Below are 19,020 nucleotides of genomic sequence, written 5' to 3' on the forward strand. Positions count from 1 at the left end.
CCAGAGAAAAATGCCGTGCATTTTAGCCATTGCCGCGGCGAACCGTGCCGAAACCCGCGCCGCGGTCTTCGGGGAAGGAACCCCGCCACGCAGGGGCGGCACCGCCGCAGCGCAGACAGGGCTTTCCTTTCACGGCGATTCCGCCTATACGCCCCCGATCCGCGCAGCCCGTCGGGCGGCGGACCACCCTCCAAGGGCCCTGCTGGACGACATCCCGGCTTGCGCCATCACCCTTTTTTCCAAGGAGACCCCGATGTCGATCACGGTTGAAGAAAAGACCCGCCTGATCAAGGAATTCGGCACCAAGGAAGGCGACACCGGTTCGCCCGAGGTGCAGGTCGCGATCCTCACCTCGCGGATCACCACGCTGACCGAGCACTTCAAGTCGCACAAGAAGGACAACCACTCGCGCCGCGGGCTGCTGATGATGGTTGCCCAACGCCGCAAGCTGCTCGACTATCTCAAGGCGAAGGACGAGGGCCGTTACCTCGACCTGATCGGCAAGCTCGGCATCCGCCGCTGAGCCTGTCCCGCCAGGGAAACCGCAAGCGCCCGTTCCGCAAGGAGCGGGCGTTTTGCATATCAGGGCGCCGTGTCTTGCCCCGTGCGAATTTTCGACGAAAATTCTCGGTCGCAGTCAGGGCAGTCATGGTCAGGGCTGTCGCAATCAGAGCAACCGGCGGATCGGCCCGCGCTGACAGATAACGACGAACTGTCCTCCGCATTCGAGCAGCGAGAACCCGCGCTCCGCGACTGCGCCGATGAAACGCTCGCGCCCGATCTCGTGCTCGACCCACGCCACCGAGCGACGGATCACGCCGCCGCGCGCGACCGCCTTGGCCGAGAACAGGTGATCGAGCCAGCGCTCGGTGTCGTCTGCGGTCGCCATATCCATGTCCCGATCCCACCGCAGCAGGGTTAAGCGGCCCTTAACGCCCGAACACACGCCTTTCCATCGGGGTGATTTTCCTGTAAGGCCCCCCAATCTGAGACGTGACGCCTACCAGCCCCCGGGCGCGTGCAACGAAGGATAGGGGGCGGCGGCAATGGGGCCGCCAGAACCAACGGGAGACCCGGCAGGGGCCGGGAGGGCTCCCAGACAGGATACGACAGATGTTCAACGAAGTGAAAAAATCCATCCAGTGGGGCGAGGAGACGCTCACGCTGGAAACCGGCAAGGTTGCCCGTCAGGCCGACGGTTCCGTCATCGCCACGCTGGGCGAGACCTCCGTCATGGCCAACGTGACCTTCGCCAAGGCGCCGAAGCCCGGGCAGGACTTCTTCCCGCTGACGGTGCACTACCAGGAGAAATACTACGCCGCGGGCAAGGTGCCCGGCGGCTTCTTCAAGCGCGAAGCCCGGCCGTCCGAGAAGGAAACGCTGACCGCGCGCCTGATCGACCGTCCGTGCCGCCCGCTGTTCGTCGAAGGCTTCAAGAACGAAGTCCTGGTGATGTGCACCGTGCTCTCGCATGACCTCGTGAACGAGCCCGACATCGTGGCGATGATCGCCGCCTCGGCCGCGCTGACGATCTCGGGCGTGCCGTTCATGGGCCCGATCGCCGGCGCCCGCGTCGGCTTCGTCGACGGCGACTACGTGCTGAACCCCGAAGTCGACGACATGACCAAGCTGCGCGACAACCCCGAGCAGCGCCTCGACCTCGTCGTCGCGGGCACCAAGGACGCCGTCATGATGGTGGAGTCCGAGGCCTACGAGCTGACCGAGGCCGAGATGCTGGGCGCGGTGAAGTTCGGCCACGAGCAGATGCAGCCGGTGATCGATCTTATCATCGACCTGGCCGAAGCCGCTGCGAAACCGCCGTTCGACTTCCAGCCGCCGCAATACGGCGACCTCTACGCCAAGGTGAAGGCCGCGGGCGAAGAGCAGATGCGCGCCGCGTTTGCCATCAAGGACAAGCAGGAACGCACCAACGCGATCTCGGCTGCCCGTGACGCGGTCAAGGCGACGCTGAGCGAGGAAGAGCTCGAGAACCCGAACCTCGGCTCGGCCTTCAAGAAGCTGGAAAGCTCGATCCTGCGCGGCGACATCATCGCCGGCGGCGCCCGCATCGACGGCCGCGACCGCACCACCGTGCGCCCGATCGTGTCCGAGGTGGGCCTGCTGCCGCGCACCCACGGCTCGTCGCTGTTCACCCGGGGCGAGACGCAGGCGCTGGTCGTGACCACGCTGGGCACCGGCGAAGATGAGCAGATCATCGACGCGCTGCACGGCAACTTCCGCTCCAACTTCCTGCTGCACTACAACTTCCCGCCCTACTCGGTCGGCGAAGTCGGCCGCGTGGGCAGCCCGGGCCGCCGCGAGATCGGCCACGGCAAGCTGGCGTGGCGCGCGCTGCAGGCGGTTCTGCCGGCTGCGACCGACTTCCCCTATACCATCCGCCTCGTGTCGGAGATCACGGAATCGAACGGCTCGTCCTCGATGGCCACGGTCTGCGGTTCGTCGCTGGCGATGATGGATGCGGGCGTGCCGCTGAAGGCGCCGGTCGCCGGTGTGGCCATGGGCCTGATCCTGGAAGATGACGGCAAGTACGCGGTCCTGACCGACATCCTGGGCGACGAGGATCACCTCGGCGACATGGACTTCAAGGTTGCGGGCACGTCGGACGGCATCACCTCGCTGCAGATGGACATCAAGGTCGCGGGCATCACGCCCGAGATCATGGAGCAGGCGCTTGCGCAGGCGAAAGATGGCCGGATGCACATCCTCGGCGAGATGTCCAAGTCGATCACCTCGGCGGGCGAATTCTCGGCCCATGCGCCGCGGATCGAGACGATGCAGATCCCGACCGACAAGATCCGTGAAGTGATCGGCTCGGGCGGCAAGGTGATCCGCGAGATCGTGGAAACCTCCGGCGCCAAGGTCGACATCAACGACGACGGCGTGATCAAGATCGCCTCGGCCAACGGCGAGGCCATCCAGAAGGCCTATGACATGATCTACTCGATCGTGGCGGAGCCCGAGGAAGGCAAGATCTACACCGGCAAGGTCGTGAAGCTCGTCGATTTCGGCGCCTTCGTGAACTTCTTCGGCAAGCGCGACGGCCTCGTGCACGTCAGCCAGATCGCCAACAAGCGTCTGAACCACCCGTCCGACCTGCTGAAGGAAGGCCAGGAGGTGAAGGTCAAGCTTCTCGGCTTTGACGATCGCGGCAAGGTGCGCCTTGGCATGAAGATGGTCGACCAGGAAACCGGCGAGGAAATCGCGCCGGAAGCCAAGAAGGAAGATGCCGAGTAATCAGGCGGTCCTTCTTCTGAAGGATCGGGGCCCCGGCGGCGACGCCGGGGCCCTTTTCTTTGCGGCGCCGGGATGTTTGTGGTCCTGTGACGCAGATCCGGATTGCGGCGGGCGCGGGAAAGGGCGGGGATGAACGGAGCGACGGAGAGGATGGATGCCCTTGTCATCGGCGCCGGTCCCGCCGGGCTGATGGCAGCTGAGGAGATGGCGCGGGCGGGCCTTGCCGTGACTGTGGCCGAGGCGATGCCCAGCCCGGGGCGCAAGCTTCTCATGGCCGGAAAATCCGGGCTGAACCTGACCAAGGACGCGCCACGGGAGGCTTTCCTCTCCGCCTATGCCGAGGCCGAGACCTGGCTTGCACCGATGCTGATGGCCTTCGGTCCCGCGCAGGTCTGCGACTGGGCCGAGGGGTTGGGGCAGGAGGTCTTTGCCGGGTCGTCGGGCCGGGTGTTTCCGCGGGCGATGAAGGCCTCGCCATTGCTCCGTGCCTGGCTGGCGCGGCTGGAGGGGCTGGGCGTCACACTTCGGCGGCGCTGGCGCTGGACCGGGTTCGAGAATGACGATTTCGCCTTCGAGACACCCGGCGGGCGGCAGGTGCTGCGCCCTGCCCGCGTGATCCTGGCGCTGGGGGGTGCGAGCTGGTCACGCCTCGGGTCCGATGGCGCCTGGGCGCCCTGGCTGGCCGCGCGCGGGGTCGGCATCGCGCCGTTCCTGCCCGCCAACATGGGGTTCGGGGTGGCGTGGTCGGGCCATATGGCGCGGCACTTCGGTCAGCCGGTGAAGGGCGCCGTGCTGAGCGCGGGGGCGGTGCGGGTCAGGGCGGAATGCGTGATCTCGGCCCGCGGGGTCGAGGGCGGCGGGATCTACGCCCTGTCGCGCGCGTTGCGTGACGGCGCGCCGCTGGTCTTCGACCTCGCCCCCGACCGCGACGTGGACGACGTCGCCCGGAAGCTGGCCGGCCGGGGCAAGGAGAGCGTCACGAACCGGCTGCGCAAGGCGGGGCTCGGGCCGGTGCAGATCGCCCTCATGCAGGAATGTGCACGGCCCTTGCCAGCGGATCCCGCGGCGCTGGCCGCGCGGATCAAAGCGCTGACCCTGCCGCTGACCGGCCCGCGCCCGCTGGACGAGGCGATCTCCACCGCCGGGGGGATCGCGCGGACCGCTTTGACCGACCGGCTGGAGCTGCGCGCGCTGCCGGGGGTGTTCGTCGCGGGTGAGATGCTGGACTGGGAGGCGCCGACGGGCGGCTACCTGCTCACGGCCTGCCTTGCCACCGGACGCTGGGCCGGCCGGGCGGCTGCGGAACTGTAACAGCCCGGGCCGCTGATGCCCGCGGGGCCCGCGCCTCGTCGAGGCCTTCGGCGCTCCTCGTCCCGCCGCAGAGACGACGCGCGCCCGAAGGGGGCAAGGAGGCGCGCGCCTGATGGGCGCCTGTCACTCGGGCTGCAGCATCTTCCCCAGGCGCCGCCCGCCGAGGATGTGGATGTGCAGGTGCGGCACCTCCTGCACCCCGTGCGCCCCGGCGTTGGAGATGGCGCGGAAGCCCTGCCCCTCGTCCAGCGTGACGCCCGTCATCTCGCAGACCTTGCCCACGGCGCGGGTGAAGTCGAGGATCTCGGCATCGGAGGCCTCACGCGCGAAATGGTCGTAGCTCACGTATGGCCCCTTCGGGATCACCAGCACGTGCACCGGTGCCTGCGGCCCGATGTCGTGAAAGGCGAGGCTGTGCTCGGTCTCCAGCACCGTCTTGTTGGGGATCTCGCCGCGCAGGATCTTCGCGAAGATGTTCTGGTCGTCGTAGGTATAGGGCATCTTTTCCTCAGTCCACGAAAAGGTATTCGGTCGCCGCGATCTCACGCGCCTTGTGTTCCGACACATCGAGGAACTGTGCAAGCGGATAGGTATTCTCGTCGACCGAGGCGCTCTCGCGCAGGCGCTGGTATCCGCCGAAGGCCGCATCGCGGATCCGGTCGCTTTCGAACTTCACGTCGTAGCGCACCGTGGGCAGCAGCCGCGCCAGCGTGTCGGGCGGCGTGCGCTCGCCCGCAAGACCGATGCGGCGTGCGTGGCCGATCAGGTAGTCGTCGGAAAAGTCGCACTCGATCTCCAGCAGGCGCGTGGTCGAGCGGTCGGCGTAGAAATCCTGCATCAGGTCGAGGTTCGCCGTATCCATGCAGATGATCAGGCGATTGGTCTCGTAATAGTCGAACAGCATCCGCACCAGCGCGCGGCGGTGGCGGGTGCGTTTCTCCAGCGTCGTCTCGATCCCGCCGAGGTCGGGAAGCGGGGTGGTCTCCTCGTTGAACAGATAGTCGATCGCGGGAAGGTTGGTGACCTGCCGCACCCGTTCCACCAGCCGCTTGGCGACGTGCCACTTCTTGCAGGTCACGATCATCAACTCGCGCTCGCGCCCGAGGCTGGCCTCGGTCTCCCAGAAGCGGGGGGCGAAGCGTCGCCCGATCCGGCCCCTGCCGGTGAGGAACTTGAACAGGTCCCGCCCCTCGTTCGAGATCGGGAAATATACCCCCTTGGTGGCGTAGAGACGGCCCAGCCGCGCCTTCAGCTCCGTCGCGTCGGGCGAGACCTTGCGCGCGAACAGGTAATCCTGGCTGAGCAGCAGGTCGAAATGATCGTTGTAGAAGGTCACCGGCATGCCATAGTCGGTGAACAGCAGGAACGTCAGCGTGCGCGACCGGATCTCGGGCTCCGGCACCAGATGGCGCACGAGCGTCTGAAAGAAGGTCTCGTCCGGGATCCAGGTGGTGCGGAAGAAGCGCACGACGTCGGGCCGGTCGCGCAGGAAGGACAGGATCCATTCCACGGTGCGGCGGCGCAGGCACCACCACTGGCTGCCGATCTGCACCTCGATATCGGCGGGGATGGCGCGCTTCAGCCCCAGCTTCCGCTGCGCCTCCAGCACCTTGTAGAACAGCCACTTGTGCTTGCGCTCGTTCAGCAGGTGGCGATAGATCAGCCGGTCCTCCTTCATCCCGGTCTTGATCCAGTCCGAGGTGAAGAAGTCGTAGCTCTCGATGTAATCGACATCTTCGCGGTCAAGGAAGTCATGGGCATATTCGGCCGACTTGATGACCATGCAATCGCCCGAGAGCATATAGAAATGCGTGGCGCGCGGGAACGCCTCGACCGCCGATTCGACCGCGTTCAGCGTCGCCTGCACGAGGCTCCACTCCCCCCAGCCGCATTTCACCCGCTTGCGGGCGAAGGTGACCGAAGGGTTGTCCTTCAGCGCGGCACGGATCTTCGCGAAATCCTCGCGCGCGGCGCGGGCGTCGAAATGGATCGCCATGTAGTCGCCGGCCGCCGTCAGACGCTCCGCCTGGGCGATTACCCCCTCGGGGTCCTTGTGACACAGCAAGATGAAGGCGATTCTCGACATCGCGTTGTGACTGCCCGCTCCCGGTTGCCGGCCTCGCGCCCTATTCTTTCCTTAAAATAGCTTCATCAAGCGTTGAAAAGACAGAACTTGTTTGCTTTTTTGTGAACCAATTGTCCGGGCGCGTGGCCAGCATGGCCCCGACCACGGGCATCGGAGGCAGAGACATATGGGTTTCCCAGGAACCTGGATGACCGAGAGCGAAAGCGTCGTCTATCGGGTGGTGCCCAAGTGCGCCTGCTCGTCGATCGGTCAGATCATGTACTACTCGGATCACGGGCGTTTCTTCGACGGCGACATCCACGACTCGACCGAGGGGCTGCACAAATGGGCCCAGGAGGAGAGCCAGCCGCTGATCACCGCCAACGTGAAACGGCACGGGTCCTATGCCTTCACCTGCGTGCGCAACCCCTACACCCGGATCCTGTCGTCCTTCTTCGACAAGATCTGCGGCATCCAGCGCAATGGCCGGCGTTACCGCGGCAAGCTGGTGCCGATGCTGGTGCAGAAATACGGGATCGAGGTGGGCGACCCCGAGACCGGGTTCGAATTCGACCAGATCGCCAGCTTCCGCCGCTTCCTGCTGTTCGCGCGCGACACCATCCGCTGGAAGAAACCGATGGAGCCCGACATCCACTGGTCGGCCATGTCGGGGCACATCTCCACCTTCATCCTGAACGGCGGGCGCTACGACCACATCTTCTTCACCGAGAAGTTCGACGAGGGGATGCAGGTCGTGCTCGACCATATCGAGACGCCGGTCGCGGTGGATCTCAAGCAGGTCCCGCGGTTCAACGAGAGCGAGGGCCACGGCCCCAGGCGCGCCCACCCGGTCGAGGCCTATTTCGATGACCTGTCGATGCACCTCGTCTACGAGATCTACAAACGCGACTTCGAGCTCTTCAAGTATGATTTCGAGAACCCGGCGAACAAGATGCCACGGGGCGAGGTCGACCTCGACGAGGTCCACGCCAAGCTGGGATCGTAACACCGGCGGCGGAGCGAGCGGCAGAGGACGCGCCGGCGGGGGGTTTCCACCCCCGCACCCCCGGAGGATATTTTCACTCAGAAGAAAGCGGGACGGATCGCAACGCCCCGCGGCGGTCTGAACCGCGCGGGGCGCCTTCTCCTGAGGCGGTCATCGGCTTCCCAGCCTGTACCGCGCCGACAAGTCTGCGCGGGCACGGTTAAGAAAGCCTGAATTTCCGTTCTTCTGAGCGGAAATATCCCGGGGGGTGCAGGGGGGCAGCGCCCCCCGCCCTGCCCGTGCCGCACGCGCCTAGATCAGGCCCTTCTCACGGAACGATGCCTGCATATCGGCTTCGGGCCGGGCGCCGAAGTGACCGATCACCTCGGCCGCCGCGGCCACGCCCATCCGGCCGCAGGTCTCCAGCGACTGGCCCGTGGCCAGGCCGTAGAGGAAGCCCGCCGCGAACTGGTCACCCGCGCCGGTCGCATCGACCGGCGTCACCGGCGTCACCGGGACCGAGACCTCCTCGTCGCCGCGCACCAGCACCACGTCATGGCCCGAGCGGGTGCAGACGATCAGGCCGCTTTCCTGCGCGGCCTGTTCCAGCGCTGCGCTCAGGTCGGTCTCGTAGAGCGCCTCCCACTCGTGCTGGTTGCCGATGACGAAGTCGAGGTCGCGCACCAGGCGGCGGAAATCCTCGCGGTGCCGGGTCACGCAGAACGGGTCGGACAGGGCGATGCCCGCCTTGCCGCCCGCCGCATGGCAGATCTCGACCGCGCGTTCGAAGGCCTGCTTGCCCTTCGGCTTGTCGTAGAGATAGCCCTCGAGGAACAGGATCTCGGTCTGCCCCGCGACCTCTTCGGGGACGTCGTCCGACCCAAGCTCGGCGCCGATGCCGAGGTAGGTGTTCATCGACCGCTCGCCATCCGGCGTCACGAAGATCATCGAGCGCGAGGTCGGCAGCTCGCCCTCGGCCACCGGCGGGTTGACGAAGGCGGTGCCGCCCTTCTCCATCCCCTCGGCATAGAACCGGCCCAGTTCATCGTCGCGCACCCGGCCGATGAAGGCAGTAGCGAGGCCGAGGCTGCCGATCCCCGCCAATGTGTTCGCGACCGAGCCGCCGGGCGCCTGGGTGCGCTGGTCCATCGCGTCGTAGAGAAGCTCGCCCCGGTCGCGTTCGATCAGCTGCATCACGCCCTTGTCGATGCCCATCCGGGACAGGAAGCCGTCGTCGCACTGGGTCAGGACATCGACGATCGCGTTGCCGATGCCGACCACCTTGTAGGTCTTGGTCACGTTGTCTTCTCCTCGTAGGGACAGAGGTCGCGGATCAGGCAATCCGGGCAGCGCGGCTTGCGCGCCGTGCAGATGTAGCGCCCGTGCAGGATCAGCCAGTGATGCGCGTGTTGCTGGAATTCGGCGGGGATATTGTCCTCGATCGCCCTCTCGACGATCTCCACCGTCTTGCCCGGCGCGATGCCGGTGCGGTTGCCGACGCGGAAGATGTGTGTATCGACCGCCTGCGCCGGCTGGCGGAACCACATGTTCAGGACCACGTTCGCGGTCTTGCGCCCCACCCCTGGCAGCGCCTGCAGCGCCGCGCGGGACGAAGGCACCTCGCCACCGTATTCCTCGACGAGGATCCGGCTGAGCTTGATGACGTTCTTCGCCTTCTGGCGATAGAGGCCGATCGTCTTGATGTGTTCGGTCAGCCCCTCTTCGCCCAGGGCCAGCATCTTCTCGGGCGTGTCGGCGACCTCGAAGAGGCCGCGCGTCGCACGGTTCACCCCGGCATCGGTGGCCTGCGCCGAAAGGGCGACGGCGACCAGCAGGGTGAATGCGTTGAGATGCTCCAGCTCGCCCTTCGGTTCGGGTTCCGCCGCCTGGAAGCGGGCAAAGATCTCGCGGATCGTATGGTAGGGCAGCTGCTTGGCCATCCCGGACGGTATGCAACGCCGCCCCGCGGGGGGCAAGGGTGCGCACAGCATCCTGCGCCCTCCAGGCATGCCCGGTGCCTGTTAACCGGGCATTTCCCAATGCTGGTGCATGGTCCACCCGGAAGTGGAGGGTGCCATGGTCTACATCTACACGGCGGATGCCCCGGTGTTCGACGGCGCCGGTCACATCACCTTGCGTGCGGATTACGACCCGCAGCTGCACCGTGCCGCGCTTGTCATTTCCGACGGCGATCTGGTCTTTGACGGCGACATCAGCGACCGACACATCGGCAACGACGCGAACCAAACCGGCGCGCTCCATGACCTGCAGGGGGCGCTGATCGTCTCCGGCCCGGTCTATTCCGACGGCTACAGCCTTCTGCGCGCGCCCGACGGTATCCTGATCCGGGCGGACCTGGTGAAATTCGGCGGCGGGGCGCAGGACGACATCCTCTACGGTTACGCCATGTCGACCCCGCTGGAGGCCGGGGTCACCTACACGATGATCGAAAGCGGCGACACCGGCAAGGTGGCCAAGGTCGACGTGGACAACCGCACCACCGACGATATCTTCACCTCTGTCCCGTGCATCGCCGCCGGCACCTCGGTGATGACATCCGAGGGCATGGTGCCGGTGGACTGGCTGCGCCCCGGCGACCGGCTGTTGACACGAGATCGGGGGTTCCAGCCATTGCTGTGGGTCGGCCGGCTAGACCCCGACGAGGCCGGAGGCGGAACGGGGCGGGCGATTTTGATCGCCGCGGGGGCGCTGGGGGCCGAGATGCCCACCGCGCCGCTTCGCGTGTCGCCACATCACCGGGTCCTGGTCAGCGATACGCAGCTGCAGCTTTGCTTCGGGCACGATGCGATGTTCTGCGCGGCGGATTTCCTGACCCACCTGCCCGGCATCGCGGCCGAGACCGAGGGGCCGGCGCCGGTCTATTACCGCCTGCTCCTCCCTCGGCACGAAGCGATCCTGGCCGAGGGCACGTGGGCCGAGTCGCTGTTCCTCGGCGACCTGGTGCAGGAAGTGATCGCCCCCGACACGCTGGCCGCACTGTCGGAGCGGCTCGACCTCACGCAAGGCGCGCACCGGCACACCGCCTACCCCTGCCTGAAGCGATGGGAGGCGGCCCTGATCCGCCCACCCGTCGGCGCGACACCGGCAGAGGACGACGGCGAGGCCCAAGGGCCGCTGCGAGCCCGGGCCTGAGGCCACTCCCGGCCCCAGCCATCCCTCCCCGGCCCTCCCTGCCCCCCCGGGAAGAACCACTTCAGGCCAAATGCGCAGGAAGCGGGTCGCGAAGACGGCCTCGCCCGCCTATCTTCGGAGCATGCAGACAGGAACCCCCGCCATGCTCGACCAGACCGAAAGCCCCGCCTATCACTACCGGGTCATCGCCCGGGCGCTCGAAGAGATCGACTCGGGCGGCGCGCAGATGCCGCTGGAGGATCTGGCCGCCCGGATGGGGATGAGCGCGGCGCATTTCCAGCGGGTGTTTTCGCGCTGGGTTGGCGTGTCGCCCAAGCGCTATCAGCAATACCTGACGCTCGACCTCTCGCGCCGGCTTCTGGCCGAGCGGCATACCGTCCTCGACACGGCGCTGGCGGCCGGGCTGTCCGGTGGCGGGCGCCTGCACGACCTGTTCCTGCGCTGGGAGGCGATGAGCCCCGGCGATTATGCCCGCGGCGGTGACGGGCTGACGATCCGGTGGGGCTGGTTCGACAGCGCCTTCGGCCCCGCGCTGGCGATGGGCACGGACAAGGGGCTGTGCGGCATCGGCTTTGCCGGGGAAACCGGGCCCGAAGCCACCATGGCCGATTTGCGCGCCCGCTGGCCGCGCGCGGCCTATGTCGAGGATGCGGCGCGCCTCGCCCCCTGGGCCGAGGCCGCGCTTGGCGGCCGGCGCGACCGGACCGCGCTCCACCTGATCGGCGCGCCGTTCCAGATCAAGGTGTGGGAAGCGTTGCTGACCATTCCCGCGGGCCATGTCACCACCTACTCCGACATCGCCAGCGCCATCGGCCACCCGAAGGCCGTGCGCGCGGTGGGTACCGCGGTCGGGCGCAATCCGCTGTCGTGGCTGATCCCCTGCCACCGCGCGCTCAGGCGGTCCGGCGGGCTTGGCGGCTATCACTGGGGGCTACCGGTCAAGCGCGCGATGCTGGCTTGGGAATACGCCCGCAGCGAGGGTGGCGCGGCGATGCCGGGCGATGCCGCCTGAACCACGCGCAAGTGATGCGCGATTTGCTGCCGATCGGCGCGTGGAACCTTCGCCGGGGCGGATCCTTGGGCTATCCATGGGGCACGCATAACCACCCGATGGGGGACAAGATGAATTTCCGAATTTCCGCGCTGTTGCTGGCCACCGCAGGCACGCTGGCCCTTAGCGGCTGCGAGCAGCCGAACCCGAACGCCTACCCGAACGACCCGAACGCCCGCGCCAAGAACGGTGCGATCGCGGGAGCCATCGCGGGCGCCGGCGCCGGGCTGATCTTCGGCAAGGGCGACCGCGCGGCACAGGCCGTCGCCGGCGCTGCTCTGGGGGCCGCCGTCGGCGGTGCCGTCGGCCATTCGCTCGACCAGCAAGCCGCGGACCTGCGCCGCCAGATCGGCGACGGGCGGATCTCGGTCACCAATACCGGCAACACGCTGGTGGTGAACATGCCGCAGGACATCCTCTTCGCCACCGACAGCGACCACGTGCGCCCCGCGCTCCGCAACGAGCTGAGCGGTGTCGCGCAGAACCTGTCGAGCTATCCCGACAGCACGGTGCAGGTCGTGGGCCACACCGACAACACGGGAACGGCCAGCTACAACCAGAACCTGTCCGAACGCCGCGCCGGCGCGGTCGCGGGCATCCTGATCGGCGACGGCGTCGCACCGCAGCGGATCCAGGCCATCGGCCGGGGCGAGGATCAGCCCATCGCGACCAACCAGACCAGCGAGGGCCGCGCCCGCAACCGCCGGGTCGAGATTATCATCATTCCGAACCGCTGATCCCGCACCGGGCAGCAAGATCGCAAAGGCCGGGCCGCAGCGCCCGGCCTTTCGCGCTTCGGTCCTTCCTTCGTGCCCGGATATCCCTGCCAAGGGCGCAGGCTGCACCGCCGGACCGCCGGGCCGCTTGCACCCCGCCCCGGCTGGTCATATCTCTTGACCAATTCCGGAGATCCCCATGCCATTCACCAAGGTCCAGCCCGAGAAGCTGTCGCAAACCGTCGTCCGCCAGATCGAACTCCTGATCCTGCGCGGCGTACTGCGTCCGGGCGAGCGCCTGCCGTCGGAACGCGACCTGGCCGAGAAGCTGGGCGTCTCGCGCCCCAGCCTGCGCGAGGCGTTGTCGGAACTGCAGGCGCGGGGCCTTCTGGCGACGCGGGCCGGTGCCGGCGTTTACGTGGCCGAGGTGCTGGGCTCGGCCTTCGCGCCAGCGCTCGTGCAGCTCTTCGCGGCGCATGACGAGGCGGTGTTCGACTACATCGCCTTCCGCCGCGACATGGAGGGGCTGGCCGCCGAACGCGCGGCGCGGATGGGCACCGATACCGACCTGCAGGTGATCGCCGCCATTCTCGGGCGGATGGAGACGGCCCATGCGAAACGCGATGCCTCGGACGAGGCCGCGCTCGACGCGCAGTTCCACATGGCGGTGATCGAGGCCAGCCACAACGTCGTCATGCTGCACATGATGCGGTCGATGTACGACCTTCTGCGCGAGGGCGTCTTCTACAACCGCCAGATGATGTTCCGCCAGCGCACGACCCGGGGTGACCTGCTGGACCAGCACAGGGCGATCAACATCGCGCTGCAGGCCCGCGATCCCGAGGCCGCCCGCGCGGCCGTTGCCCGCCACATGGATTACGTCGAAGCCGCGTTGAGGGCCGAGAAGCGCGCGGCGGCGCAGGAAGAGGTTGCGCGCCAACGCCTGGAACATAACGCCGAAAAGTCTTGACCAAGACTTCTGCAAATTCCTTTCGAAGGAATTCGGCCCAGCCCCGCGCCGAAACGACAAAGCCCGACCACTGGGGCCGGGCTTTGCCTGAATCTGGAACCGAAGCTCAGTTCAGCCGGGTCTCGACCTCACCGATCGCGCTGTCGATCATCTGATCGGCGCTTTCGGGCGTCATCTGCTTGGCCATCACGTCGCCCGCGGCCGCCACGGCCACGGCGATCGCACGGTCGCGCACTTCCTTGATCGCGGCTTGCTCGGCCGAGGCGATCTGGTCCTCGGCGGCGGCAAGACGCCGCGCGATCGAGGCCTTGAGATCTTCCTTGGCCTGCTCGGCCGCGGCGGTCGCCTCTTCCTTGGCCTGGGCGACGATGCGCTCGGCCTGGGCCATCACTTCCTTCTGACGCCGCTCGTACGAGGCCAGGATGGTCTGGGCCTCCTCGCGCAGCGCCCGGGCCTCGTCAAGGTCGCGCTTGATCTGCGCGGCGCGCTTGTCGAGCATCCCGCCCAGCATCTTCGGGACGCCGGCATAGACCAGCACCCCGACGAAGATGAGGAAGCCGATGATGATGATCAGGATCGGGTTCCCGAGCGAGAAGAACGGCCCGTGGTGTTCGCCGCCCGGCCCGCCCTCGGCGAGCGCCGGACCAGCCGCGAGCAGAAGCGCGGGAAGCGCGGTCATGCTGAGGAACTTGCTCATCGCCCTACCCTTTCAGCCGCTGGTTGACCGCGGCGGTAACGCTGCGCGCGTCGGCCTTGCCACCCAGAGCCGCGACCAGCTCCTTGGCGGTGTCCTTGGCGACCTCGGTCACGCTTTCGACCGCGCTGGCGCGGATCTCGGCGATCCGGCCCTCGGCCTCGGCCTGCTTCGCCGCGATCTCGGCATCGGCCTCGGCCATCGCGGCATCGAGGTCAGCCTGGATCTCGGCCCGGGCCTCGCCGACGATGCGCGACGCCTCGGAGCGGGCATCGGCCAGCGCCTGGTTGTAGGCCTTCTCGGCCTCCTGCGCCTTCATCTTCAGCTCTTCCGCCGCGGCGATGTCGTTGGTGATCGTGCCCTTGCGCTCGGCCAGGACGGCACCGATGCGCGGCAGCGCGATACGGCTGAGCATCAGGTAGATGATAACCAGCGCCACCGCGAGCCAGAAGATCTGGTTCGGGTAGGTCGCAAAGTCGAGCTGCGGCATCGCCGCGCCCTCGGTCGCGAGCGTCGGCGCGTCCGCGGCGTGCTGGCTTACCGCTGCTGCTGCTGTAGACATGACGTCCTCCTGTTCCCTGCTGTCCCGGCCGGGCGATCAGACGCCCGGCCCCCCCGAAGGAGAGTTGGCGGGGTCGCGGAAATCAGAGGGCGAACATCAGCAGAAGCGCGACGAGGAACGAGAAGATCCCGAAGGCTTCGGCGAAGGCGATGCCGATGAAGAGCATGGCGGTCTGACCCGGAGCGGCCGACGGGTTGCGCAGCGCGCCCGACAGGAAGTTGCCCACGATATTGCCAACGCCGATCGCGGCGCCGCCCATGCCGACGCAGGCCAGACCGGCGCCGATGTAGAGACCCATTTGAACGATATCGCCAGTCATTGCAGTTCTCCTTAGGATTGGAATGGCTTTGAATTTCGGTGTTCGGTGCGTCGCCGTCAGTGGTGCGGGTGCAGCGCATCCTTGAGGTAGACGACGGTAAGGATGGTGAAGACGTAGGCCTGCACGAAGGCGACCAGCAGCTCCAGCGCGTACATCGCGGCGATGCCGATGACCGACAGCGGCGAGATCAGCGCGATCGCGGCGAAGGCCGCGAAGACCTCGAGCACGGCGTGGCCGGCCATCATGTTGCCGCCAAGACGAATGGAGTGGCTGACCGGACGCACGAAGTACGAGATCACCTCGATCAGCGCCAGGAACGGGCGCAGCGGCAGCGGCGCGGCGGTGACCCAGAACAGCCCGAGGAAGCCAAGGCCGTGGCGCACGAAGCCGATGATCGTGACCGAGAAGAAGACCAGAAGCGCCAGCGTGCCGGTGATGGCAAAGTGCGAGGTGGTCGCGAACGACGCCGGGATCAGCGACAGCATGTTGGCGAAGACGACGAACATGAAGATCGTCATCACGTAGGGGAAGAACTTCAGCCCGTCCTTGCCCGCGATGTCCTCGACCATCTTGTAGACGAAGCCATAGGCGACCTCGGCCACCGACTGGGCACGCGACGGGATCACCGCGCGGCCGCGCGAGCCGACGACCAGCAGCAGGAACACGCCGAGGATCGCGATCGCCATCCACAGCGTCTGGTTCGTGGGGGTGTACCAATGGATGGTGTCGCCGCCGAAGAGCGGCTTCATCGCGAACTGCGCCATCGGGTGGATCGCGAGGCTGGACCCCTGTTCCGCTGCCATTCTAGTCCCTTTCGCCACCGGCGGGGTTGCCCGCCTCTGCCTTGTCGGCGGATGTCTCCGCCTCTCTGTCCTGGGCGGGTTGCCCCGCCTGCTTCTGCAGCTCCTTGGCGGTGCGCAACATCACGTTCACCCCGGCCCCGAAGCCCAGCAATATGAACAGCACCAGAAACCACGGGCGGGTGCCGAACCAGGCGTCGACCGTGTATCCGATGCCGAAGCCGATCGCGAGACCGGCCACAAGCTCCGTCACCATCCGCCAGGCATAGTTCGCCTGGCTCAGGTTCGTTTCCACCCGGGGCTTCGGTTTTGGCGCCGCCGTCTTCCGCACCGCCGCGATCCGCTCCTCGAGGCGTTTCAGACGGTCTTCTTCGGCTGGATCCGCCACGTTTTCGAACCCCCGGGTCAATCGCGAAGGAACCTACGGAGAGGGGGGGCGCGAGTCAATCCTTCACGAACCCGCGATTTCCGAAAAATAGCATTTGTTTTCAATGGTCTTCTCATGTGCAATCCGCCCTGCGACACCCTGCCGGGGAGGAATTCGCCCCGCCCCCATATTCAACCAATCGGTTGACGATTTTCGCGCGCCCGGGCAAGGGTTGGGCCATGAACGCCCGCATCGACGCCCACGGCGCCCAACTCGACCAGGTCTTCGCCGCGCTCGCCGATCCCACGCGGCGGGCGATCCTGACCATGCTGCTCGAGGACGACATGGCCGTCACCGACGTGGCCGAGCCGTTCGAGATGTCCCTCGCCGCGATCTCCAAGCATCTGACGATCCTCGCCGCGGCCGGGCTGATCGCACAGGAAAAGCGCGGGCGGGTGAAGTGGTGCAAGCTCGACCCGGATGCCCTGCGCGCGGCCTCGGTCTGGATGCAGGGTTTCGGGCAGTTCGAGCCGGTGAACCTCGACGCCTTCGAACGCTTCCTTGCGGCCGAGCTGGACGACGGATCCGCCACGGCGGATGCCGCCCCCTCCCCCGGGGCCGAGCAGATCCCCGACGGTCATTGACCGTTTCGTAAGGATTCTCGGCGAAAGTCCGGCTCCGAAAGGAACGGAAGGCATGCAGGGGTTCGCAGCGACCACGCTTTTTCTGGCCACCCTGTCCCTGGCCCCCGCCGCGCTTGCGCTGCGGCCCGTGCAGGGTGACGGGCCGGTGGTGGTGATCGGGCCACCCTGGCGCGACCTGTCCGCGATCGTCGGCCGTGCCGGCGCGCGCGAGATCGGGCCGGTCAGGGCACCCTTCGCGGTGCTCGCCTGGGCCGAGGATCCGGACGTCAGGGCCCGGTTGCCCGCCACGCTCCGGGCCGCCGGCGCGTGGGTGGTCGCGGATGCCGCCTTCCTGTCGCAGATATGTGGAGCAGAGAATGAACAGTCAGACTGACGCCTTCGAGGTGGAGCGCCACCGCGCCGCCCGTTCCATCGCGTGGCTCTCCCTCGTCGCGGGGCCGCTGAACATCGCAGTCGCCTGGTGGATCGGTGCGGCCTTCCTGATCGCGGCGATCGGCGGTGCGCTCTTCAGCCTCGTGGCGGTCTGGGTGCTGACCGGCCGACGGGCCGAGGAACGGATCTTCGCCGCACAGGCGCTGACCGGTCAGACCATCGTGCTGAACGCCGCGCTGATGGGCAACCCGATGCAGATCGACGCCCACATGGTCTATTTCGCAAGCCTCGCGATCATCGTCTCGATGGCCGGGCTGCGACCCGTGCTGATTGCTGCCGCCACGATCGCGGTGCATCACCTGACGCTGACCTTCCTGATGCCCGCGCTGGTCTATCCGACCACGGACCTGCTGTTCAACGTCGGCCGCACCGCATTCCATGCCGTCGTCGTGGTGGCGGAGACGATCGCCCTCGGCTGGGCGATCTCGTCGCGGCTGCGGCTGCAGGACCTCTCTGTCGCGCACCAGCGGCAGGCCGAGGAGGCGCTGGCGGGGGCCGAGGCCGCGCTGGCCGATGCCGAGGCCGATAAGCGCCGCGCGGTGGCGGCCGAAACCGAGGCCAAGGCCGCGCTCAAGGCCGCCGCCGACGCGCGCCGCGACACCGAGCGCGCCCATGCCGAGGCCAGCCAGGGCGCCGCTGCCCGCCTGAAGGAACAGGAGGCGCAGGCGCGCGCGATGGAAGCCCGCGAAAGGGCGTTGGTGGACCTGCTCGACACTTTCCGCGATGCGCTCGGGCGGATGGCCCAGGGCGACCTGTCGACCCGCATCACGGCCGCCCTGGCCTCCGAGTTCGAGGACCTGCGACGCAACTACAACGACGCGATGCAGCGCCTCGAGGATGCGATGACCAACGTCGCGCAGGAAGCGGAATCGATCCGCAGCCAGTCGCGCGAAATCAACCTGTCGGCCAACGACCTGTCGGACCGGACCGAACGCCAGGCCGGCACGCTGACCGATGTCAGCGCCTCGATCGACCAGTTGGCCAAGGCCGTCCGCGCGGTCGCCGATGACACCGGCAGCGCCCGTCAACGGGCCGAAAGCACCCGGGCCGAAGCCGACAAGGGCAAGGAGATCATGACCCGGGCCGTCGCCGCGATGGAGGGGATCCACAAATCCTCGGGCGAGGTGCAGAAGATCACCTCGGTGATCGACGACATCGCCTTCCAGACCAACCTCCTTGCGCTGAACGCGGGGGTCGAAGCCGCCCGGGCAGGCGAGGCCGGGCGCGGCTTTGCCGTGGTCGCCTCGGAGGTTCGCGCGCTGGCGCAGCGCTCTTCAGAAGCGGCGCGCGAGATCAACGAGCTGATCTCCTCCTCGGTCACCGGCATCGCCAACGGCGCCAAGCTGGTGAACCAGACCGGCGAGGCGCTGGCCGGGATCAACGCCGCCGTACAGCAGATCGCCGAGGCGATGGCCTCCATTACCACCGCCACCGAGGAACAATCGGCCGGCGTGGCCGAGGTGAACCAGTCGATCGCCGAACTGGAGGCTGTGACCCAGAAGAATGCCGCCATGTTCGAGGAAACCACCGCGGCCAACTCGATGCTGGCGCAAAGCACCGAACGGCTGACCGCCCTGGTCGACCAGTTCCGCTGCGGCGGCACGGTAAAGCCCCCTGCCCCGGTGGCGCTGCCCCGCGCCTCGTGACCCGCGCCTTGTGACCCGCACGTCCGGGTCGGCAGCCCCCCCTGAGAAAC

Annotated in this window: 21 protein-coding genes; 11 read left to right on the forward strand and 10 right to left on the reverse strand. The window is 67.3% G+C overall.

Annotation, left to right across the window (positions count from 1 at the left end; genetic code table 11):
- Positions 1 to 253 precede the first annotated feature (253 nt).
- On the forward strand, positions 254 to 523 hold the full coding sequence (gene rpsO, locus CVV76_RS15235; RefSeq protein WP_102225531.1) for a 30S ribosomal protein S15: 270 nt from the start codon (positions 254 to 256) through the stop codon (positions 521 to 523).
- Between the two features lie 144 nt (positions 524 to 667).
- Here rpsO and CVV76_RS15240 read toward each other — a convergent pair whose 3' ends face one another.
- Positions 668 to 895 carry an N-(5'-phosphoribosyl)anthranilate isomerase gene (locus CVV76_RS15240; RefSeq protein ID WP_233192970.1) on the reverse strand — a complete coding sequence of 76 codons (228 nt, stop codon included), beginning with the start codon at positions 893 to 895 and terminating at the stop codon, positions 668 to 670.
- 218 nt (positions 896 to 1,113) lie between these two features.
- On the opposite strand from CVV76_RS15240, the gene pnp reads away from it, so the two are divergent.
- Both pnp and CVV76_RS15250 read left to right on the forward strand, forming a co-directional pair.
- The gene (gene pnp / locus CVV76_RS15245) at positions 1,114 to 3,255 is read left to right on the forward strand and encodes a polyribonucleotide nucleotidyltransferase (RefSeq protein WP_102225533.1); all 2,142 of its coding nucleotides are present in this window, start codon (positions 1,114 to 1,116) and stop codon (positions 3,253 to 3,255) included.
- A 150-nt stretch (positions 3,256 to 3,405) separates the two neighbouring features.
- Positions 3,406 to 4,566 carry a TIGR03862 family flavoprotein gene (locus CVV76_RS15250; protein WP_102225534.1) on the forward strand — a complete coding sequence of 387 codons (1,161 nt, stop codon included), beginning with the start codon at positions 3,406 to 3,408 and terminating at the stop codon, positions 4,564 to 4,566.
- A gap of 123 nt (positions 4,567 to 4,689) precedes the next feature.
- Here the strand turns inward: CVV76_RS15250 and CVV76_RS15255 are convergent, their stop codons facing one another.
- Together CVV76_RS15255 and CVV76_RS15260 are read right to left on the reverse strand one after the other, a co-directional pair.
- Positions 4,690 to 5,067: an HIT domain-containing protein gene (locus tag CVV76_RS15255; protein ID WP_102225535.1), complete on the reverse strand. Its 378-nt coding sequence runs from the start codon at positions 5,065 to 5,067 to the stop codon at positions 4,690 to 4,692.
- 7 nt (positions 5,068 to 5,074) lie between these two features.
- Positions 5,075 to 6,652, reverse strand: a complete 1,578-nt coding sequence (locus tag CVV76_RS15260) for a DUF5928 domain-containing protein (RefSeq protein ID WP_102225536.1) — start codon at positions 6,650 to 6,652, stop codon at positions 5,075 to 5,077.
- Positions 6,653 to 6,818: 166 nt separating this feature from the next.
- Here CVV76_RS15260 and CVV76_RS15265 point away from each other — a divergent pair, with 166 nt between their 5' ends.
- Positions 6,819 to 7,637 carry a sulfotransferase family protein gene (locus CVV76_RS15265; RefSeq protein WP_102225537.1) on the forward strand — a complete coding sequence of 273 codons (819 nt, stop codon included), beginning with the start codon at positions 6,819 to 6,821 and terminating at the stop codon, positions 7,635 to 7,637.
- Between the two features lie 291 nt (positions 7,638 to 7,928).
- Here CVV76_RS15265 and CVV76_RS15270 read toward each other — a convergent pair whose 3' ends face one another.
- Positions 7,929 to 8,915 carry an adenosine kinase gene (locus CVV76_RS15270; protein ID WP_102225538.1) on the reverse strand — a complete coding sequence of 329 codons (987 nt, stop codon included), beginning with the start codon at positions 8,913 to 8,915 and terminating at the stop codon, positions 7,929 to 7,931.
- Positions 8,912 to 9,556 carry an endonuclease III gene (gene nth / locus CVV76_RS15275; RefSeq protein ID WP_102225539.1) on the reverse strand — a complete coding sequence of 215 codons (645 nt, stop codon included), beginning with the start codon at positions 9,554 to 9,556 and terminating at the stop codon, positions 8,912 to 8,914. The genes CVV76_RS15270 and nth overlap by 4 nt, the downstream gene beginning before the upstream one ends.
- A 136-nt stretch (positions 9,557 to 9,692) precedes the next feature.
- On the opposite strand from nth, the gene CVV76_RS15280 reads away from it, so the two are divergent.
- The 4 genes from CVV76_RS15280 (at position 9,693) to CVV76_RS15295 (ending at position 13,506) form a co-directional block, all read left to right on the forward strand.
- Entirely contained in the window at positions 9,693 to 10,769 is a 1,077-nt protein-coding gene (locus tag CVV76_RS15280; protein ID WP_158243167.1) for a Hint domain-containing protein, read from the forward strand.
- 142 nt (positions 10,770 to 10,911) lie between these two features.
- Positions 10,912 to 11,781 (forward strand): methylated-DNA--[protein]-cysteine S-methyltransferase, encoded by an 870-nt coding sequence (locus CVV76_RS15285; RefSeq protein ID WP_102225541.1) that lies wholly within the window; start codon positions 10,912 to 10,914, stop codon positions 11,779 to 11,781.
- Between the two features lie 110 nt (positions 11,782 to 11,891).
- On the forward strand, positions 11,892 to 12,557 hold the full coding sequence (locus CVV76_RS15290) for an OmpA family protein (RefSeq protein ID WP_102225629.1): 666 nt from the start codon (positions 11,892 to 11,894) through the stop codon (positions 12,555 to 12,557).
- 178 nt (positions 12,558 to 12,735) lie between these two features.
- Positions 12,736 to 13,506 (forward strand): FCD domain-containing protein, encoded by a 771-nt coding sequence (locus CVV76_RS15295; protein WP_102225542.1) that lies wholly within the window; start codon positions 12,736 to 12,738, stop codon positions 13,504 to 13,506.
- Positions 13,507 to 13,612: 106 nt separating this feature from the next.
- Here the strand turns inward: CVV76_RS15295 and CVV76_RS15300 are convergent, their stop codons facing one another.
- The 5 genes from CVV76_RS15300 to CVV76_RS15320 form a co-directional block, all read right to left on the reverse strand.
- Positions 13,613 to 14,203 carry a F0F1 ATP synthase subunit B gene (locus tag CVV76_RS15300; RefSeq protein WP_102225543.1) on the reverse strand — a complete coding sequence of 197 codons (591 nt, stop codon included), beginning with the start codon at positions 14,201 to 14,203 and terminating at the stop codon, positions 13,613 to 13,615.
- Positions 14,204 to 14,207: 4 nt separating this feature from the next.
- A complete protein-coding gene (locus tag CVV76_RS15305; protein WP_102225544.1) occupies positions 14,208 to 14,762 on the reverse strand; it encodes a F0F1 ATP synthase subunit B' in 555 nt (184 codons plus the stop codon).
- Between the two features lie 82 nt (positions 14,763 to 14,844).
- On the reverse strand, positions 14,845 to 15,081 hold the full coding sequence (locus CVV76_RS15310; protein ID WP_102225545.1) for a F0F1 ATP synthase subunit C: 237 nt from the start codon (positions 15,079 to 15,081) through the stop codon (positions 14,845 to 14,847).
- Positions 15,082 to 15,137: 56 nt separating this feature from the next.
- Complete coding sequence (locus tag CVV76_RS15315; RefSeq protein ID WP_102225546.1) at positions 15,138 to 15,884, reverse strand: F0F1 ATP synthase subunit A; 747 nt, start codon at positions 15,882 to 15,884, stop codon at positions 15,138 to 15,140.
- Position 15,885: 1 nt separating this feature from the next.
- Positions 15,886 to 16,269: an AtpZ/AtpI family protein gene (locus CVV76_RS15320; protein WP_102225547.1), complete on the reverse strand. Its 384-nt coding sequence runs from the start codon at positions 16,267 to 16,269 to the stop codon at positions 15,886 to 15,888.
- Positions 16,270 to 16,487: 218 nt separating this feature from the next.
- On the opposite strand from CVV76_RS15320, the gene CVV76_RS15325 reads away from it, so the two are divergent.
- The 3 genes from CVV76_RS15325 to CVV76_RS15335 are packed head-to-tail and all read left to right on the forward strand — an operon-like array spanning position 16,488 to position 18,970.
- Entirely contained in the window at positions 16,488 to 16,892 is a 405-nt protein-coding gene (locus CVV76_RS15325; protein WP_102225630.1) for an ArsR/SmtB family transcription factor, read from the forward strand.
- A 52-nt stretch (positions 16,893 to 16,944) separates the two neighbouring features.
- Positions 16,945 to 17,265 (forward strand): hypothetical protein, encoded by a 321-nt coding sequence (locus tag CVV76_RS15330; protein ID WP_102225548.1) that lies wholly within the window; start codon positions 16,945 to 16,947, stop codon positions 17,263 to 17,265.
- Positions 17,249 to 18,970: a methyl-accepting chemotaxis protein gene (locus CVV76_RS15335; RefSeq protein WP_102225549.1), complete on the forward strand. Its 1,722-nt coding sequence runs from the start codon at positions 17,249 to 17,251 to the stop codon at positions 18,968 to 18,970. The genes CVV76_RS15330 and CVV76_RS15335 overlap by 17 nt, the downstream gene beginning before the upstream one ends.
- The last annotated feature ends 50 nt before the right edge of the window (positions 18,971 to 19,020 follow it).

Source organism: Acidimangrovimonas sediminis (genome assembly GCF_002871005.1).
GTDB classification, from domain to species: domain Bacteria; phylum Pseudomonadota; class Alphaproteobacteria; order Rhodobacterales; family Rhodobacteraceae; genus Acidimangrovimonas; species Acidimangrovimonas sediminis.

What these genes read in the sequence shown, in the direction of transcription:
- rpsO (WP_102225531.1), top strand. Translation starts at nt 254, where the DNA reads ATGTCGATCACGGTTGAAGAAAAGACCCGCCTGATCAAGGAATTCGGC.
- CVV76_RS15240 (WP_233192970.1), bottom strand. Translation starts at nt 895, where the DNA reads ATGGATATGGCGACCGCAGACGACACCGAGCGCTGGCTCGATCACCTG.
- pnp (WP_102225533.1), top strand. Translation starts at nt 1,114, where the DNA reads ATGTTCAACGAAGTGAAAAAATCCATCCAGTGGGGCGAGGAGACGCTC.
- CVV76_RS15250 (WP_102225534.1), top strand. Translation starts at nt 3,406, where the DNA reads ATGGATGCCCTTGTCATCGGCGCCGGTCCCGCCGGGCTGATGGCAGCT.
- CVV76_RS15255 (WP_102225535.1), bottom strand. Translation starts at nt 5,067, where the DNA reads ATGCCCTATACCTACGACGACCAGAACATCTTCGCGAAGATCCTGCGC.
- CVV76_RS15260 (WP_102225536.1), bottom strand. Translation starts at nt 6,652, where the DNA reads ATGTCGAGAATCGCCTTCATCTTGCTGTGTCACAAGGACCCCGAGGGG.
- CVV76_RS15265 (WP_102225537.1), top strand. Translation starts at nt 6,819, where the DNA reads ATGGGTTTCCCAGGAACCTGGATGACCGAGAGCGAAAGCGTCGTCTAT.
- nth (WP_102225539.1), bottom strand. Translation starts at nt 9,556, where the DNA reads ATGGCCAAGCAGCTGCCCTACCATACGATCCGCGAGATCTTTGCCCGC.
- CVV76_RS15280 (WP_158243167.1), top strand. Translation starts at nt 9,693, where the DNA reads ATGGTCTACATCTACACGGCGGATGCCCCGGTGTTCGACGGCGCCGGT.
- CVV76_RS15285 (WP_102225541.1), top strand. Translation starts at nt 10,912, where the DNA reads ATGCTCGACCAGACCGAAAGCCCCGCCTATCACTACCGGGTCATCGCC.
- CVV76_RS15290 (WP_102225629.1), top strand. Translation starts at nt 11,892, where the DNA reads ATGAATTTCCGAATTTCCGCGCTGTTGCTGGCCACCGCAGGCACGCTG.
- CVV76_RS15295 (WP_102225542.1), top strand. Translation starts at nt 12,736, where the DNA reads ATGCCATTCACCAAGGTCCAGCCCGAGAAGCTGTCGCAAACCGTCGTC.
- CVV76_RS15300 (WP_102225543.1), bottom strand. Translation starts at nt 14,203, where the DNA reads ATGAGCAAGTTCCTCAGCATGACCGCGCTTCCCGCGCTTCTGCTCGCG.
- CVV76_RS15305 (WP_102225544.1), bottom strand. Translation starts at nt 14,762, where the DNA reads ATGTCTACAGCAGCAGCAGCGGTAAGCCAGCACGCCGCGGACGCGCCG.
- CVV76_RS15310 (WP_102225545.1), bottom strand. Translation starts at nt 15,081, where the DNA reads ATGACTGGCGATATCGTTCAAATGGGTCTCTACATCGGCGCCGGTCTG.
- CVV76_RS15315 (WP_102225546.1), bottom strand. Translation starts at nt 15,884, where the DNA reads ATGGCAGCGGAACAGGGGTCCAGCCTCGCGATCCACCCGATGGCGCAG.
- CVV76_RS15325 (WP_102225630.1), top strand. Translation starts at nt 16,488, where the DNA reads ATGAACGCCCGCATCGACGCCCACGGCGCCCAACTCGACCAGGTCTTC.
- CVV76_RS15330 (WP_102225548.1), top strand. Translation starts at nt 16,945, where the DNA reads ATGCAGGGGTTCGCAGCGACCACGCTTTTTCTGGCCACCCTGTCCCTG.
- CVV76_RS15335 (WP_102225549.1), top strand. Translation starts at nt 17,249, where the DNA reads ATGAACAGTCAGACTGACGCCTTCGAGGTGGAGCGCCACCGCGCCGCC.